The sequence below is a fragment of the Micromonospora sp. B006 genome (assembly GCF_003408515.1).
GTDB classification, from domain to species: Bacteria; Actinomycetota; Actinomycetes; order Mycobacteriales; family Micromonosporaceae; genus Micromonospora; species Micromonospora echinospora_A.
In genome coordinates this window covers 3,319,794-3,336,554 of sequence record NZ_CP030865.1, presented here as the reverse complement: position 1 = coordinate 3,336,554, position 16,761 = coordinate 3,319,794, and the positions used below count along the sequence as shown (strand labels likewise).

Here is a 16,761-nt window from a genome sequence, read left to right as displayed (position 1 = left end):
CGTTGTCCCCAGTACGGAGCTCATGATGTCTACGTCCGCAGACAAGGTCGTCGAGGCGCTTCGCGCGTCGCTCAAGGAGACGGGCCGCCTCCGCCAGCTCAACCAGCAGCTGACCGCCGCCGCCCGGGAGCCGATCGCGATCGTCGCGATGTCCTGCCGCTACCCGGGCGGCGTCGCCAGCCCCGAGCAGCTCTGGGACCTGGTGGCCTCCGGCGGCGACGCGATCGGCGGCTTCCCGACGGACCGGGGCTGGGACCTGGACAACCTGTACGACCCGGACGCCGACCGGGCCGGCCGCTCCACCACCCGCGAGGGCGGCTTCCTCTACGACGCGGCCGACTTTGACGCCGAGTTCTTCGGCATCTCGCCGCGCGAGGCCGTGGCGATGGACCCCCAGCAGCGGCTGCTGCTGGAGACGTCGTGGGAGGCGTTCGAGCACGCCGGCATCGCACCCGCCTCGATGCGGGGGCAGAAGGTCGGCGTCTTCGTCGGCACCGCCGCCAACGGCTACGGCATGGGCCCGCAGAGCGAGGCCGAGGGCGCCGACGAGGGCTACCTGCTGACCGGTACGGCCACCAGCGTCGTCTCCGGCCGGATCGCGTACGCCCTCGGCCTGGAGGGCCCCGCGGTCACCGTCGACACCGCCTGCTCGTCGTCGCTGGTCGCCCTGCACCTGGCGTGCCAGGCGCTGCGGCAGGGCGACTTCGACCTGGCCCTGGCCGGCGGCGTGTGCGTCATGGCCACCCCCGGCCCGTTCGTGGGTTTCTCCCGGCAGCGGGGGCTCGCCCCGGACGGCCGCTGCAAGTCGTTCGCCGCCGCCGCCGACGGCACGGGCTGGTCCGAGGGCGTCGGCATCCTGCTGGTGGAGCGGCTGTCGGACGCGCAGCGCAAGGGACACCCGATCCTCGCCGTGATCCGGGGCAGCGCCGTCAACCAGGACGGCGCGTCCAACGGCCTCACCGCCCCCAACGGCCCCGCCCAGCAGCGGGTGATCCGGCAGGCCCTCGCGAACGCCCGGCTGACCACGGCCGACGTGGACGCCGTCGAGGCGCACGGCACCGGCACCGTCCTCGGCGACCCGATCGAGGCGCAGGCCCTGCTGGCCACGTACGGCCAGGGCCGCCCCGCCGACCGGCCGCTGCTGCTCGGCTCGATCAAGTCGAACATCGGCCACAGCCAGTCCGCCGCAGGCGTGGCCGGTGTGATCAAGATGGTGATGGCGATGCGGCACGGGCTCGTGCCGTCCACCCTGCACGTCGACGAGCCGACGCCGAAGGTGGACTGGTCGGCCGGCGAGGTGTCGCTGGTGACCGAGGCGACGCCGTGGCCGGCGACCGACCGTCCCCGCCGGGCGGCCGTGTCGTCGTTCGGCATCTCCGGCACGAACGCGCACACCATCATCGAGGAGCCACCGACCCCGGATGCCGCCGAGCCCGCCGACGCCGGACCGGCACCCACCGTCGCCCTGCCGGCGGTGCCCGTGCTGCTCTCCGCCCGCTCGGAGGCCGCGCTCGGCGCGCAGGCGGGCCGCTGGGCCCGGTGGCTGGAGGACGACGAGGCCCTCCGCACCGTGGACGTCGGCTGGTCGTCGGTCGTGTCGCGCTCCGCGCTGGAACACCGCGCGGTGCTCACCGCCACCGACCGCGAGGAGCTGCTGGCCGGGCTGCGCGCCCTCGCCGCCGGCCAGCCGTCCGGCGCGCTGGTCGCCGGGCAGGCCGCCGACCGGGGTCCGCTCGCGGTGCTCTTCTCCGGTCAGGGCGCGCAGCGTGCTGGCATGGGCCGGGAGTTGTACGCGGAGTTCCCGGTCTTCGCCGCCGCGCTGGACGAGGTGTGCGCACAGCTCGACGCGCTGTTGCCGCGCCCGCTCAAGGAGGTGCTGTTCGCACCCGAGGGTTCCGCCGAGGCGGAGCTGCTGGACCGGACGGGGTTCACGCAGGCGGGTCTGTTCGCGGTCGAGGTGGCGTTGTTCCGCCTGGTGGAGTCGTTCGGCGTCGCCCCCGACCTGGTCGGCGGTCATTCGATCGGCGAGGTCACGGCCGCGCATGTGGCGGGGGTGTTGTCGCTGGCGGATGCGTGTGTCTTGGTGGCGGCGCGGGGCCGGTTGATGCAGGCGTTGCCGGCCGGTGGTGGGATGTTGGCCGTTGCGGCGGCTGAGGCCGATGTGCTGGCGACGCTGGACGGCTTGACCGGTGTGGGGGTCGCGGCGGTCAACGGTCCGCAGGCTGTTGTGGTTTCCGGTGGCGTTGAGGTCCTCGATGAGGTGGAGCGGGTCTGGCGTGGGCGGGGTGTGCGTACGCGCCGGTTGTCGGTGAGTCATGCGTTCCACAGTCCGTTGATGGAGCCGATGCTGGATGAGTTCCGGGTGGTCCTGGACGGGTTGACGTTCGAGGCGCCGGCGTTGCCGGTCGTGTCGAACGTGACCGGTGCGCTGGCTGACGTCGACGAGATCCGTAGTCCCGACTACTGGGTGCGGCACGTGCGGGAGGCTGTGCGTTTCGCCGACGGGGTCGCCGCGCTGCGCGCCGCCGGGGTGGACACGTTCCTGGAGATCGGCCCGCGCAGCGTCCTGACCGCCATGACCCGGGACGTGCTGAGCGGGCGGGAGCCGGCGGACGCCGACGACGACACCCCGGTCGTCGCCGTACCCGCCCTGCGCGCCGACCGCCCCGAGTCGCGGGCCCTGCTCGCCGCCCTGTCCGAACTGCACGTCAACGGAACACCCGTCGACTGGGCGGCCCTCTACGCCGGCACCGGAGCGACCCCGGTCGCCCTGCCCACGTACGCGTTCCAGCGGCAGCGCTACTGGCCCGAGCAGATGCCGGCCTCGGCCACCGGCCCGGTCAGCCCGGACGTGGTGGACGTCGAGTTCTGGTCGGCCGTCGAGCGCTCCGACGTGGCGGCCCTCGCCGCGCAGTTCGGCACCGACGGGGCGGGCGTCCTGGCCCCGGCCCTGCCGGTCCTGTCGTCCTGGCGCAAGGCGCGGCTGCGGGACGCCGTCGTCGACGGCTGGTCGTACCGGGTGGTGTGGAAGCGGACCACCGTCCCCGCACCGCTCACCCCGCAGGGCCGCTGGCTGCTCGTGGAGCCCGCCGACGACGCCGCCACGACCGGGTGGGCCGGGGCGCTCGCGGGGGCGCTGAGCGCCGCCGGCGGCGAGGTGTCCCGGCTGGCGGTGGACCCGCTCGCCGAGCGCGACCAGGTGACGTCGCGGCTGGCCGGCGCCGTGGGGGACACCCCGTTCACCGGGATCGTCTCCCTGCTGGGCCTGCTGGAGCGACCCCACCCCGGCCAGCCGGCGGTGCCGCTCGGCACGGCCGCCACGATGACGCTGGTGCAGGCCCTGCACGCCGCCGACGTCGCGGCACCACTGTGGATGCTCACGCGGGGCGCGGTCGGCACCGGCGACACCGACCCGGTGCGCAGCGTCGCCCAGGGCGGGCTGTGGGGCCTGGCCCGGGTCGCCGGGCTGGAACACCCGCAGCTCTGGGGCGGCCTGGTCGACCTGCCGGACGCGCCCGGGCGCGACGACTGGGACCACGCGGTGGGCGTCCTGACCGGGGGCGGCCCCGAGGACCAGGTTGCCGTGCGGCCCTCTGGCGTCTTCGTGCGGCGCCTGGTGCGCGCCACGCCGACGGCCGTCGGCGCCGTCGACCGCTGGCAGCCGTCCGGCACCGTCCTCGTCACCGGCGGCACCGGCGCGCTGGGCGCGCACGTGGCCCGCTGGGCGGCGGCCAACGGCGCCGAGCACCTCGTGCTGACCAGCCGCCGCGGCGAGCACGCCCCCGGGGCGGCCGAGCTGCGCGACGAACTGACCGCGCTCGGCGCCCGGGTGACCCTGGTCGCCGCCGACATGGCCGACCGCGCCCGCGTCGAGGCGCTGCTGCGCGACGTCGAGGCCGACCCGGCGCCGCTGACCGCGGTGGTGCACGCCGCCGGGGTGGGCCAGCTGACCATGCTCGTCGACACCGACCTCGCCGGCCTGGCCGGGGTGCTCGACGGCAAGATCGCCGGCGCCGTGCACCTGGACGAGCTGCTGGGCGACCGACCGCTCGACGCGTTCGTGCTGTTCTCCTCGATCGCCGGCATCTGGGGCAGCGGCGGCCAGGCCGCGTACGCCGCCGGCAACGCCTTCCTCGACGCCCTCGCCGAGCGGCGCCGCGCCCGCGGCCTGGCCGCCACCGCCGTGGCGTGGGGCCCCTGGGCCGACGGCGGCATGGCCAGCGGCGAGGGGCAGGAACTGCTGGCCCGCCGCGGCCTCAGCCCCATGTCGCCGGCCCAGGCCGTGTACGCGTTGCGCAGCGCCGTCGGCCGGGCCGTGCCGTCGGTGACCGTGGCGGACGTCGACTGGTCCCTGTTCACCCCGGCGTTCGCCGCCGCCCGCGCCCGCCCCCTGCTCGACGACATCGCCGAGGCGCGCGACGCCCTGCGCGTGGTCGACGCGGAACCGGAGAGCACCGTCGGCGGGCTGCGGCAGCACCTGCTGACGCTGCCCCGCGCCGAGCAGGACCGCCACCTGACCGAGCTCGTACGCACGCACACCGCCGCCGTGCTCGGCCACTCCGGCACGGACCTGGTCAAGGCCGGCCGGGCGTTCAAGGAACTCGGCTTCGACTCGCTGACCGCCGTCGAGCTGCGCAACCGGCTCGGCGCCGCCACCGGCCTCACCCTGCCCACCACCCTGGTCTTCGACTACCCGAACCCGGCCGCCCTCGCCGACCACCTGTCGGTGACGCTGCGCCTGCACGAGGTCGAGACCGTGACCGCCTGGGGCCCCGCCGGGCCGGTGGACGGCGACCCGATCGTCATCGTCGGTATGAGCTGCCGCTACCCGGGCGGCGTGGCCAACCCGGACGACCTGTGGGAGCTGGTCGCCACCGGGCGCGACGGCATCAGCGGCTTCCCCGACGACCGCCACTGGGACATGGGCCGGCTGCTGGCCGTCGACGCCGACGGGCAACCCGTCTCACACACCCGCGAGGGCGGCTTCGTCGACGGCGCCACTACGTTCGACCCGGGCTTCTTCGGCATCTCGCCGCGCGAGGCCGTCGCCATGGACCCGCAGCAGCGGCTGCTGCTGGAGGCGTCCTGGGAGGCCATGGAGCAGGCCGGCATCGACCCGGAGGAGCTGCGCGGCAGCCGTACCGGCGTCTTCGTCGGCGCCTCCCCGTCGGGCTACGGCACCACCGACACACCGGCCGAGCTGGCCGGCTACCAGCTCACCGGCGGCGCGCACAGCGTCATCTCCGGCCGCGTGTCGTACACCTTCGGGCTGGAGGGCCCGGCGGTGACGGTCGACACCGCCTGCTCGTCCTCCCTCGTGGCGGTGCACCTGGCCGCTCAGGCGCTGCGCGGCGGCGAGTGCGACATGGCGCTGGCCGGCGGCGTCACCGTCATGGTGACCCCCGGTGCCTTCGTCGAGTTCTCCCGCCAGGGCGGCCTCGCCCCGGACGGGCGCTGCAAGTCCTTCGCCGCCGACGCCGACGGCACCGGCTGGTCCGAGGGCGTCGGCGTGCTGCTGGTCCAGCGGCTCTCCGACGCCCGGCGGCAGGGCCGCCAGGTGCTCGCCGTGCTCGCCGGCAGCGCCGTCAACCAGGACGGCGCGTCCAACGGCCTCACCGCCCCCAACGGCCCCGCCCAGCAGCGGGTGATCCGGCAGGCCCTCGCGAACGCCCGGCTGACCACGGCCGACGTGGACGCCGTCGAGGCGCACGGCACCGGCACCGTCCTCGGCGACCCGATCGAGGCGCAGGCCCTGCTGGCCACGTACGGCCAGGGCCGCCCCGCCGACCGGCCGCTGCTGCTCGGCTCGATCAAGTCGAACATCGGCCACAGCCAGGCCGCCGCCGGCGTCGCCGGCATGATCAAAATGGTGCAGGCGATGCGGTACGGCCTGCTCCCACGGACCCTGCACCTCGACGAGCCGACCCCCCACGTGGACTGGTCCGCCGGCGCGGTCTCCCTGCTCACCGAGGCGCGCCCCTGGCCGGCGGTGGACCGGCCGCGCCGGGCCGCCGTGTCGTCGTTCGGCATCAGCGGTACGAACGTGCACCTGATCCTGGAGCAGCCGCCCACGCCGACCGACGCGGACGAGCCGGCCGACGGCGACGAGCCGGTCACCGGTGACGAGCCGTCCCGCGTGCCGGCGGTGCTGCCACTGCTGCTGTCGGCCCGCGACGCGGCCGGCCTGTCGGCGCAGGCCGGCCGCTGGGCGCAGTGGCTCGGCGGCACCGGGGCCCCGCGCCCGCTCGACGTGGCGTGGTCGTCGGTGGCGTCGCGCTCCGTACTGGAGCACCGGGCCGTCGTGTCCGGGGCGAGCCGGGACGAACTGCTGGCGGGCCTCGAAGCCGTGTCGGCGGGCGAGGTCTCGGCCGGCGTGCTCACCGGCCCGGGCGGCCAGCGCGGCCAGCTGGCGCTGCTGTTCTCGGGTCAGGGTGCGCAGCGTGCCGGGATGGGCCGGGAGCTGTCGGCCGGGTTCCCGGTGTTCGCCGCCGCGCTGGACGAGGTGTGTGGGCAGTTGGATCCGTTGTTGCCGCGTCCGCTCAAGGAGGTGCTGTTCGCTGAGGCGGGTAGTGCTGAGGCGGGGTTGCTGGATCAGACGGTGTTCACGCAGGCGGGGTTGTTCGCGGTCGAGGTGGCGTTGTTCCGTCTGGTGGAGTCGTTCGGGGTTGTTCCCGACATGCTGGCTGGTCATTCGATCGGTGAGGTGACGGCTGCGCATGTCGCGGGTGTGTTGTCTCTGGCGGATGCGTGCGTCCTCGTGGCGGCGCGGGGTCGGTTGATGCAGGCGCTGCCGGCCGGTGGCGGGATGCTGGCCGTGGCCGCTGATGAGGCGGCGGTGGTGGAGTCGATCGCGGGGCTGACCGACCGCGCCGGCATTGCCGCTGTCAACGGGCCTACCGCCGTGGTGGTGTCGGGTGCCGTTGACGCGTTGGACGAGGTGGAGCGGGCCTGGCGGGGTCGGGGTGTGCGCACGCGTCGGCTCACCGTCAGCCACGCGTTCCACAGTCCGTTGATGGCGCCGATGCTTGATGAGTTCCGTGCGGTTCTGGGTGGGTTGGCGTTTGCGGCGCCGTTGTTGCCGGTCGTGTCGAACGTGACCGGTGCCCTGGCCGGCGATGAGATCGGCACGCCGGAGTATTGGGTGCGGCACGTGCGCGAGGCTGTGCGGTACGCCGACGGGGTCGCCGCCCTGCGGGCTGCCGGTGTGGATACGTTCCTGGAGGTCGGCCCGCAGAGCGTCCTGACCGCCATGAACGCCGACCTGCTCGCCGATGACGAGGCCGTGCTGGCGGTGGCCGTGCAGCGCCGTGACCGTCCCGCCCCGCAGGCGCTGCTGCACGCGCTCGCCGAACTGCACGTGCACGGCGTGCCGGTGACCTGGACGCAGTGGTTCACCGACAGCGGCGCGCGGCAGGTCGACCTGCCCACGTACGCCTTCCAGCGGGAGCGGTACTGGCTGCCGCCCACCGGCCAGTCCGCCGACGTCTCCGGGGCCGGCCTCGGCGTGGCGCGGCACCCGCTGCTCGGCGCGGCGGTGTCGGTCGCCGGCGAGGACATGGTGGTGCTGACCGGCCGGCTGTCGGTGTCGACGCACCCGTGGCTCGCCGACCACGTCGTCTCCGGCGCCGTGGTCGTGCCGGGCACCGCCCTGGTGGACCTCGTCGTCCGGGCGGGCGACGAGGTCGGTGCCTCCCGTGTCCGTGAGCTGACCGTCCTCGCCCCGCTCGTGCTGCCCGCCACCGGCGGCGGGGTACGGGTCCAGGTCCGGGTCGGTCCCGTCGACGGGACCAGCAGCCGCTCGGTGACCGTGCACTCCCAGCCCGAGGACGACTCCGAGTCGGGCTGGACCCGGCACGCCGACGGTCTCGTCGGCGCCCCCACTGCCGACGAGCCCACCCTGGGCGCCTGGCCGCCACCCGGCGCGTCCGAGGTGGACGTCACCGGCTGGTACGCGACGGTCGCCGAGCACGGGCTCGCGTACGGGCCGGTCTTCCGGGGCCTGCGCCGGGCGTGGACCGCCGACGGCGAGGTGTTCGCCGAGGTCGCCCTCCCCGACGAGGTCACCGGTGACCCGGCGGGCTTCGGGGTGCACCCGGCGCTGCTGGACGCCGCCCTGCACCCCGTCGGGCTGCTGCCCGCCGACCAGCCGGGCGGCGGGCCCCAGGTGCCGTTCGCGTTCGAGGGTGTGCAGGTCCACGCCGTCGGCGCCCGGACGCTCCGGGTCCGCCTCACCGCCTCCGGCAACTCGGTGCGGCTGGTCGCCGCCGACGAGACGGGCGTGCCCGTGGTGTCGGTGGACTCGCTGGCACTGCGCGAGATGACCGGCCTGGCGGCCGCGCCGGACGAGGCGTACCGATCCCTGTTCGAGGTCTCCTGGCAGCCCGAGCAGATCGCCGCGCCCGACGGCGCGTACGGCTGGGCCGTGCTCGGTGACCGCCCGCTCGACGGCGCGCCGCAGCTCCCGGCGTACGCCGACGTCGCCGCTCTGACCACGGCGGCGACGGACGGCACCGCCCCGGCGGCGCTGCTGCTACCCGTCACCCCGGCGACCTCCGGGACGGACGTGCCCGACGTGGTGCGCTCCGTCACGACGGACGTCCTCGGCGCGGTGCAGGCGTGGCTGGCGGCCGAGCCGCTGGCGGACTCGAGGCTGGTCGTCGTGACCCGCGGCGCCGTGGCCACCGGCGCCGACGACCGCGTCAGCGACCTGGCGGGGGCGGCGGTCTGGGGCCTGCTGCGCTCGGCCCAGTCGGAGCACCCCGGCCGGCTCGTGCTGGCCGACCTGGAACCCGGCGCCGACCTGGACGCCGACCTGCTGGCCCTGCTCGCCGCAGCCGCCGACGACCCCGCCCTCGGCGGGCAGGTCGCGGTGCGTTCGGGAACGGCGTACCTGCCGCGGCTGGTCCGCGCCACGGGCGCCGCGCGGACCCCGGCGACCCTCGACGGGGGAACCGTCCTCGTCACCGGCGGCACCGGATCGCTGGGCGCCCTGGTGTCCGAACACCTCGTCACCGCCTACGGCGTGCGTTCGCTGGTGCTGGCGTCCCGGCAGGGGCCGGCGGCCCCCGGAGCCGACGAGCTGGTGCGGCGGCTGGCCGCGCTGGGCGCGACCGCCCGCGTGGTCGCCACGGACGTGACCGACCGCGAGCGCGTCGGCGAGCTGGTCCGGTCCATCACCGCCGACGACCGCCTGGCCGGGGTGGTCCACACCGCCGGCGTCCTCGACGACGGCATCGTCAGCGGGATCACCGCCGACCGGCTGGCGGACGTGCTTGCCCCGAAGGTCACGGCGGGCTGGTGGCTGCACGAGGCGACCGCCGAGCTGGACCTCGACCTGTTCGTGCTCTTCTCCTCCGTCGCCGGGGTGCTCGGCTCTCCCGGCCAGGCCGCGTACGCGGCCGGCAACGCCTTCCTGGACGCCCTCGCCGTGCTGCGGGCGCAGCGCGGGCTGCCCGCCGTCAGCCTCGCGTGGGGCATGTGGGACACCGACGGCATGGCGGCGTCGATCAACGACACCGACCGGGCCCGGGTGACCCGGGCCGGCCTGGTCCCGATGACCGCCCCCGTCGGGCTCGGGCTGTGGGACGCCGCCCTGACCCACGGCGGCGCGGCGCTGGTGCCGGCCGTGGTCGACCTGCCCGCCATGCGGGCGCAGACCGCCGCCGGCCGGGTGCCGGTGATGCTGCGGGGCCTGGTGGGACCGGCCGCGAAGCGCCGCCGCTCCGGCACCGGTGCGTGGGCCGACCGGCTGGCCGGCCTCGACCCGCAGGAGGCGCGTACGCAGGTGGCGCTGCTGGTGCGCGGGATGATCGCGCAGGTCCTCGGCCACGGCGGCGCCGAGGCGGTGCCGGCGGACCGGGCGTTCCGGGAACTGGGCTTCGACTCGCTGACCGCTGTCGAGCTGCGCAACCGGATCAACAGCGCGAGCGGACTGCGGCTCACGTCGACGCTCGTCTTCGACTACCCGACCCCCGCTGCCCTGTCGGAGCACCTGTACGAGCAGCTGTCCGGCCAGGTCGCCGCGCAGCAGCGGGCCGTGCGGGCGACAAACGTCGACGAGCCGATCGCCATCGTGGGCATGGCCTGCCGCTACCCGGGCGGCGTGACGAACCCGCAGCAGCTGTGGGACCTGGTCGCCGCCGGCGCCGACGGTATCGGCGAGTTCCCCACCGACCGGGGCTGGGACCTCGACCGGCTCTTCCACCCCGACCCGGACAACCCCGGGACGTCGTACACCCGCCACGGTGGCTTCCTGTACGGGGCCGCCGAGTTCGACCCGGACTTCTTCGGCATCTCGCCGCGCGAGGCGCTCGCCATGGACCCGCAGCAGCGGCTGCTGCTGGAGGCGTCCTGGGAGACGTTCGAGTCGGCCGGCCTCGACCCGTCGCGGCTGCGCGGCAGCCGGACCGGCGTCTTCGCCGGCCTGATGTACCACGACTACGCCTCCGGCGTGCAGGACCTGCCCGAGGGCGTGGGCGGCTACCTCGGCACCGGCACCTCCGGCAGCGTGCTGTCCGGCCGGGTGGCGTACACGTTCGGGCTCGAAGGCCCGGCGGTGACCGTGGACACCGCGTGTTCGTCGTCGCTGGTCGCGCTGCACCTGGCGGTGCAGGCGCTGCGCGGCGGCGAGTGCGACCTCGCCCTGGCCGGCGGCGTGACCGTCATGGCGACGCCGGGGACGTTCATCGAGTTCTCCCGGCAGCGGGGCCTGTCGGCCGACGGCCGGTGCAAGTCCTTTGCGGCGTCGGCCGACGGCACGGGCTGGTCCGAGGGCGTCGGCGTGCTGCTCGTGCAACGACTCTCCGACGCGCAGCGGGAGGGCCGGCGGATCCTGGCGGTGGTACGGGGCAGCGCCGTGAACCAGGACGGCGCGTCGAACGGGCTGACGGCCCCGAACGGCCCGTCGCAGCAGCGGGTCATCCGGCAGGCCCTCGCGAACGCCCGGCTCACCACCGCCGACGTGGACGCCGTCGAGGCGCACGGCACCGGCACGACCCTGGGCGACCCGATCGAGGCGCAGGCGCTGCTGGCGACGTACGGGCAGGACCGGCCCGCCGACCGGCCGCTCTGGCTGGGTTCGGTCAAGTCGAACATCGGCCACACCCAGGCCGCCGCCGGGGCAGCCGGCATCATCAAGATGATCATGGCGATGCGGCACGGCGTGCTGCCGTCGACGCTGCACGTCGACGAGCCGTCCCCGCACATCGAGTGGAGCGCCGGGGCGGTCTCCCTGCTCACCGAGGCCCGCGACTGGCCCGCGGCGGGCCGGCCCCGTCGCGCCGCGATCTCGTCGTTCGGCGTCAGCGGCACGAACGCGCATGTGATCATCGAGCAGCCGCCCGCCGAGGCGGAGCCGACCCGGGGCGAGGGCGCGCCGACGCCCACCGCCGGGCAGCTGCCGTCGCCGGTGCTGCTGTCGGCCCGCTCCGAGGCCGCCGTCGCGGCCCAGGCGGAGCGCTGGGCCCGCTGGGTCGCCGGCGACGAGGAACTGCGCCCCCTCGACGTCGGCTGGTCGTCGACCGTCAGCCGGGCCGTCATGGAGCACCGCGCGGTGGTCACCGCGACGGACCGGGACGAACTGCTGGCCGGGCTGCGCGCCCTCGCCGACGGTGAGCCGGCCGCCACCCTGGTCACCGGCACGGGCGCGACGCGTACGCAGCTGGCCGTGCTCTTCTCCGGCCAGGGCGCGCAGCGCGCCGGGATGGGCCGGGAGCTGTCGGCCGGGTTCCCGGTGTTCGCCGCCGCGCTGGACGAGGTGTGCGGACACCTCGACCCGCTGCTGCCGCGTCCGTTGCGGGAGGTGCTGTTCGCGTCGTCGGGTTCCGCCGAGGTGGAGTTGCTGGATCAGACGGTGTTCACGCAGGCCGGGTTGTTCGCGGTCGAGGTGGCGCTGTTCCGTCTGGTGGAGTCGTTCGGGGTCGTGCCGGACATGCTGGCTGGTCACTCGATCGGTGAGGTGACGGCGGCGTACGTGGCCGGGGTGTTGTCCCTGGCCGACGCGTGCGTCCTCGTGGCCGCGCGGGGTCGGTTGATGCAGGCGTTGCCCACGGGCGGCGGCATGCTGGCCGTGGCGGCCGACGAGGCTGCGGTGGCGGAGTCTCTCGCCGGGATGACCGATCGGCTGGGTATCGCTGCGGTCAACGGTCCGGCCGCAGTGGTGGTGTCCGGTGCCGTCGAGGCCCTGGACGAGGTGGAGCGGGTCTGGCGGGACCGAGGTGTGCGTACGCGCCGGCTCACCGTCAGCCACGCGTTCCACAGCCCGCTGGTGGCACCGATGCTCGACGAGTTCCGCGCCGTCCTGGCGGGGCTGACGTTCCGGGCGCCGCTGCTGCCGGTGGTGTCGAACCTGACCGGCGCGCTCGCCGACCCGCAGGAGATCACCCGCGCCGAGTACTGGGTGCGGCACGTGCGGGAGGCCGTCCGCTACGCCGACGGCATCGCCGCCCTGCGGGCCACCGGGGTCGACACCTTCCTGGAGATCGGCCCGCAGAGCGTCCTGACCGCGATGAACGCCGACCTGCTCGCCGAGGACGCGCTCGCGGTGGCCGTCCAGCGCCGGGACCGGCCCGCCGCGCAGGCACTCCTGCACGCCCTCGCCGACCTGCACGTCCACGGCGTCCCGGTGACCTGGACGCAGTGGTTCACCGACGCCGGCGCCGCCCGGGTCGACCTGCCGACGTACGCCTTCCAGCACCAGCGGTACTGGCTCGGCGCGGGCCAGACGCGTACCGCCGACGTGTCCGGGGCGGGCCTCGGCGTGGCCGGGCACCCGCTGCTCGGCGCGGCGGTCTCCGTGGCGGGCGAGGACATGGTGGTGTTGACAGGCCGGCTGTCCCTCACCACCCAGGTGTGGCTCGCCGACCACGTCGTGTCCGGTGTGGTGGTCGTTCCCGGTGCCGCTCTGGTGGAGTTGGCGGTCCGGGCGGGCGACGAGGTGGGCGCGTCGCGGGTGCGGGAGCTGACCGTGGCCGCGCCGCTGGTGCTGCCGGAGTCCGGCGCGGTGCGGGTGCAGGTGCGCGTCGGTGCGGCCGACGAGACCGGCACCCGGGTCGTGGCGGTGCACTCGCAGTCCGAGGGTGATCCGGAGGCTGACTGGGTGCGGCATGCGGAGGGTGTGCTGGAGCCGGTGTCGGCCGACGAGCCGGGCGTGGGGGAGTGGCCGCCGGTCGGTGCGTCCGAGGTGGACGTGGCGGGCTGGTATCCGGTGCTTGCGGAGCGTGGCCTGGCGTACGGGCCGGTGTTCCGGGGGCTGCGCCGGGTGTGGACGGGCGGCGACGAGGTGTTCGCCGAGGTGGCGTTGCCGGATGAGGTGGCGACGGAGGCGGCGCGCTTCGGTGTGCACCCGGCGCTGCTGGATGCGGCGCTGCATCCGCTCGGGCTGCTGGTGGGTGCGGAGGGTTCGGGTGGGGCGCGGGTGCCGTTCGCGTTCGAGGGTGTGCAGGTGTATGCCTCGGGTGCGCGGGTGCTGCGGGTGCGGCTGTCGCGTACGGGCTCGGCGGTGCGTCTGGTCGCGTGCGACGAGTCGGGCGCGGCCGTGGTCTCGGTCGACTCCCTCGCCCTGCGCGAGCTGACCGGCGTGACCGCGGCGGGCGCGGCGGCCCGCGCGATGTTCGAACTCACCTGGCAGGCCGAGGAGATCGCCGCCACCGGGGACCTCTCCGGGTGGGCGCTGGTCGGCTCGCCGGCAACCGCCGACCTGCCGGCGTACGGCGACGTCGAGGCGCTCGTCGCGGCGGTCGACGCCGGCCGGACGGTCGCACCGAGGGCGCTGCTGCTGCCGCTCGACGGGCCGGAGACGGCCGTCCCCGACGCGGTACACGCGGCGACCTCGGAGGTGCTGGCGACCGTCCGGTCCTGGCTGGCAGCCGATGCGCTGGCGGAGTCGCGGCTCGTGGTGGTGACGCGGGGTGCGGTGTCGGTGGCGGCGGACGACCGGGTGTCGGACCTGGCCGGTACGGCCGTGTGGGGTCTGCTGCGGTCGGCGCAGTCGGAGCACCCGGGTCGCATCGTGCTGGCGGACGTGGACGGTGACGTGGATGCCGGGCTGCTGGGTGTGCTGACCACGGTGGCCGACGAGCCGTCGACGCACGGCGGTCAGGTCGCGGTGCGTGCGGGTGCGGTGTTCGTGCCGCGTCTGGTGCGCGCGGTCGCCCCGGTGTCGGTGGAGACGCCGGTTGTGGGTGATGGTGCGGTGCTGGTGACCGGTGGTACGGGTGCGCTGGGCGCGTTGGTGGCGGAGCATCTGGTGTCGGTGCATGGTGTGCGGTCGCTGGTGTTGGTGTCGCGGCGTGGTCCGGAGGCTGTGGGTGCGGGTGAGTTGTCGGAGCGGTTGTCGGCGCTGGGTGCGTCGGTGCGGGTCGTTGCCTGTGACGTGACCGACCGGGACCAGGTCGGCGCGCTGGTGGCCGAGGTGGCCGCCGGGGGTCGGCTGGCGGGTGTGGTGCACACGGCTGGTGTGTTGGACGACGGTGTGGTGGAGGGGCTGACGGCGGAGCGTCTGGTGGGGGTGTTGGCGCCGAAGGTGTCGGCGGGTTGGTTGTTGCACGAGGCGACGGCGGGTCTTGATCTGGATCTGTTCGTGGTGTTCTCGTCGGTGGCGGGTGTGTTGGGTTCGCCGGGTCAGTCGGCGTATGCGGCGGGTAACGCGTTCCTGGACGGGCTTGCGGTCTACCGGCGGCAGCTCGGGTTGCCTGCGGTCAGCCTGGCGTGGGGGATGTGGGACACGGACGGTATGGCCGCGTCGATCGACGAGGCGGACCGGGCGCGTTCGGCGCGGACGGGTCTGACGCCGATGAGCGCCGAGATCGGGTTGGAGCTGTTCGACGCCGCCCTGGTGGCGGAGCGGCCGGCGTTGGTGCCGGCCGTGATCGACGTGCCGGCGATGCGCGCAGCGCTCGGCGCCGGCCCGGTGCCGGCCGTGCTGCGTACCCTGATCGGGTCGACGGCGGCCCGGCGACGGGCCGCGCGGAGCGGCGACTGGGCCAACCAGCTCGCGGGCCTGGCGCCCGACGAGGCGCGCGCCCAGATCGACGTGCTGGTACGGGGTCTGGTCGCGCAGGTGTTGGGCCACGGTGGTGCGGAGTCGGTGCCGGCGGACCGGGCGTTCCGGGAGTTGGGCTTCGACTCGCTGACGGCGGTGGACCTGCGTAACCGGTTGAACGCGGCCACCGGGCTGCGGCTGGCCTCGACGCTGGTGTTCGACTACCCGACCCCGGCCGTGCTCGTCGACCACCTGCACGAGCAGGTCTCCGGGCAGATCACCGCCCGCCGGACGGCGGTGCTCACCGCCGGCACCGACGAGCCGATCGCGATCGTGGGCATGGCCTGCCGCTACCCCGGTGGCGTCGATAGTCCGGACCAGCTGTGGGCGTTGCTGGCCGGCGGCGGCGACGGGATCTCGGAGTTCCCCACCGATCGCGGCTGGGACCTGGAGAGCCTGTTCGACCCGGACCCGGAGCACAGCGGTACGTCGTACACGCGCCATGGTGGTTTCCTGTACGGGGCGGCGGAGTTCGACCCGGGCTTCTTCGGGATTTCGCCGCGTGAGGCCCTGGCGATGGATCCGCAGCAGCGGTTGCTGTTGGAGGCGTCGTGGGAGTCGTTCGAGTCGGCGGGGCTGGACCCGCAGCGGCTTCGAGGCAGCCGGACCGGTGTCTTCGCCGGCGTCATGTACCACGACTACGCCTCCCGCCTGATGGACCTGCCGCCGGACGCCGAGGGCTTCGTCGGCACGGGCACGTCGGGCAGCGTGCTGTCCGGTCGGGTCGCCTACACCTTCGGGCTCGAGGGCCCGGCGGTCACCGTCGACACCGCTTGTTCTTCCAGCCTCGTCGCGCTGCACCTCGCCGCGCAGGCGTTGCGTTCCGGCGAGTGCGACCTGGCGTTGGCTGGTGGTGTGACGGTGATGGCGACGCCGGGGACGTTCATCGAGTTCTCCCGGCAGCGCGGCCTGTCGTCCGACGGCCGCTGCAAGTCGTTCGCGGCGTCCGCCGACGGCACCGGTTGGTCCGAGGGCGTCGGCGTGCTGCTCGTGGAGCGGCTGTCGGACGCGCGGCGCAACGGGCACCGCGTGCTGGCGGTGGTACGTGGCACGGCCGTGAATCAGGACGGTGCGTCGAACGGTCTGACGGCGCCGAACGGTCCGTCGCAGCAGCGGGTGATCCGGCAGGCGCTGGCGAACGCGCGCCTGTCCCCGGCGGACGTGGATGCCGTGGAGGCGCACGGCACGGGCACGACGCTGGGTGACCCGATCGAGGCGCAGGCGTTGTTGGCGACGTACGGGCAGGAGCGTCCGCAGGATCGGCCGTTGCTGTTGGGGTCGGTGAAGTCGAACATCGGGCACACGCAGGCGGCTGCCGGTGTGGCCGGTGTGATCAAGATGGTCATGGCGATGCGGCACGGTCTGGTGCCGGCGACGTTGCATGTGGACGAGGCGTCGCCGCACGTCGACTGGTCGGCGGGGGCGGTGGCCCTGGCCACCGAGCCCACCCCGTGGCCGCGGGTGGACCGGCCGCGTCGGGCGGCGGTGTCGTCGTTCGGGATCTCCGGCACGAACGCGCATGTGATCATCGAGCAGCCGCCGGCTGAGACGATCGAGGGCGAGATCGTCGCCCGCGACGTGCCGCCGGTCGTGCCGGTGCTGCTGTCGGCCCGCGACGCCGCCGCACTCGCCGGCCAGGCGGGCCGGTGGGCGCGGTGGCTGAGCGTCGACGAGGCCCCGCGTCCGCTGGACGTGGCCTGGTCCTCCGTCACCACCCGGCC

The 16,761-nt window shown here is 75.0% G+C and carries 1 protein-coding gene (cut by a window edge); it reads left to right on the top strand.

The window, feature by feature from the left end:
• Window positions 1–25 precede the first annotated feature (25 nt).
• Window positions 26–16,761 carry the 5' portion of a type I polyketide synthase gene (locus MicB006_RS15170; protein ID WP_116506936.1) on the top strand. The gene runs 13,096 nt beyond the window's last position, so only the first 16,736 of its 29,832 coding nucleotides appear in the window; the start codon lies at window positions 26–28; its stop codon lies beyond the right edge, outside the window.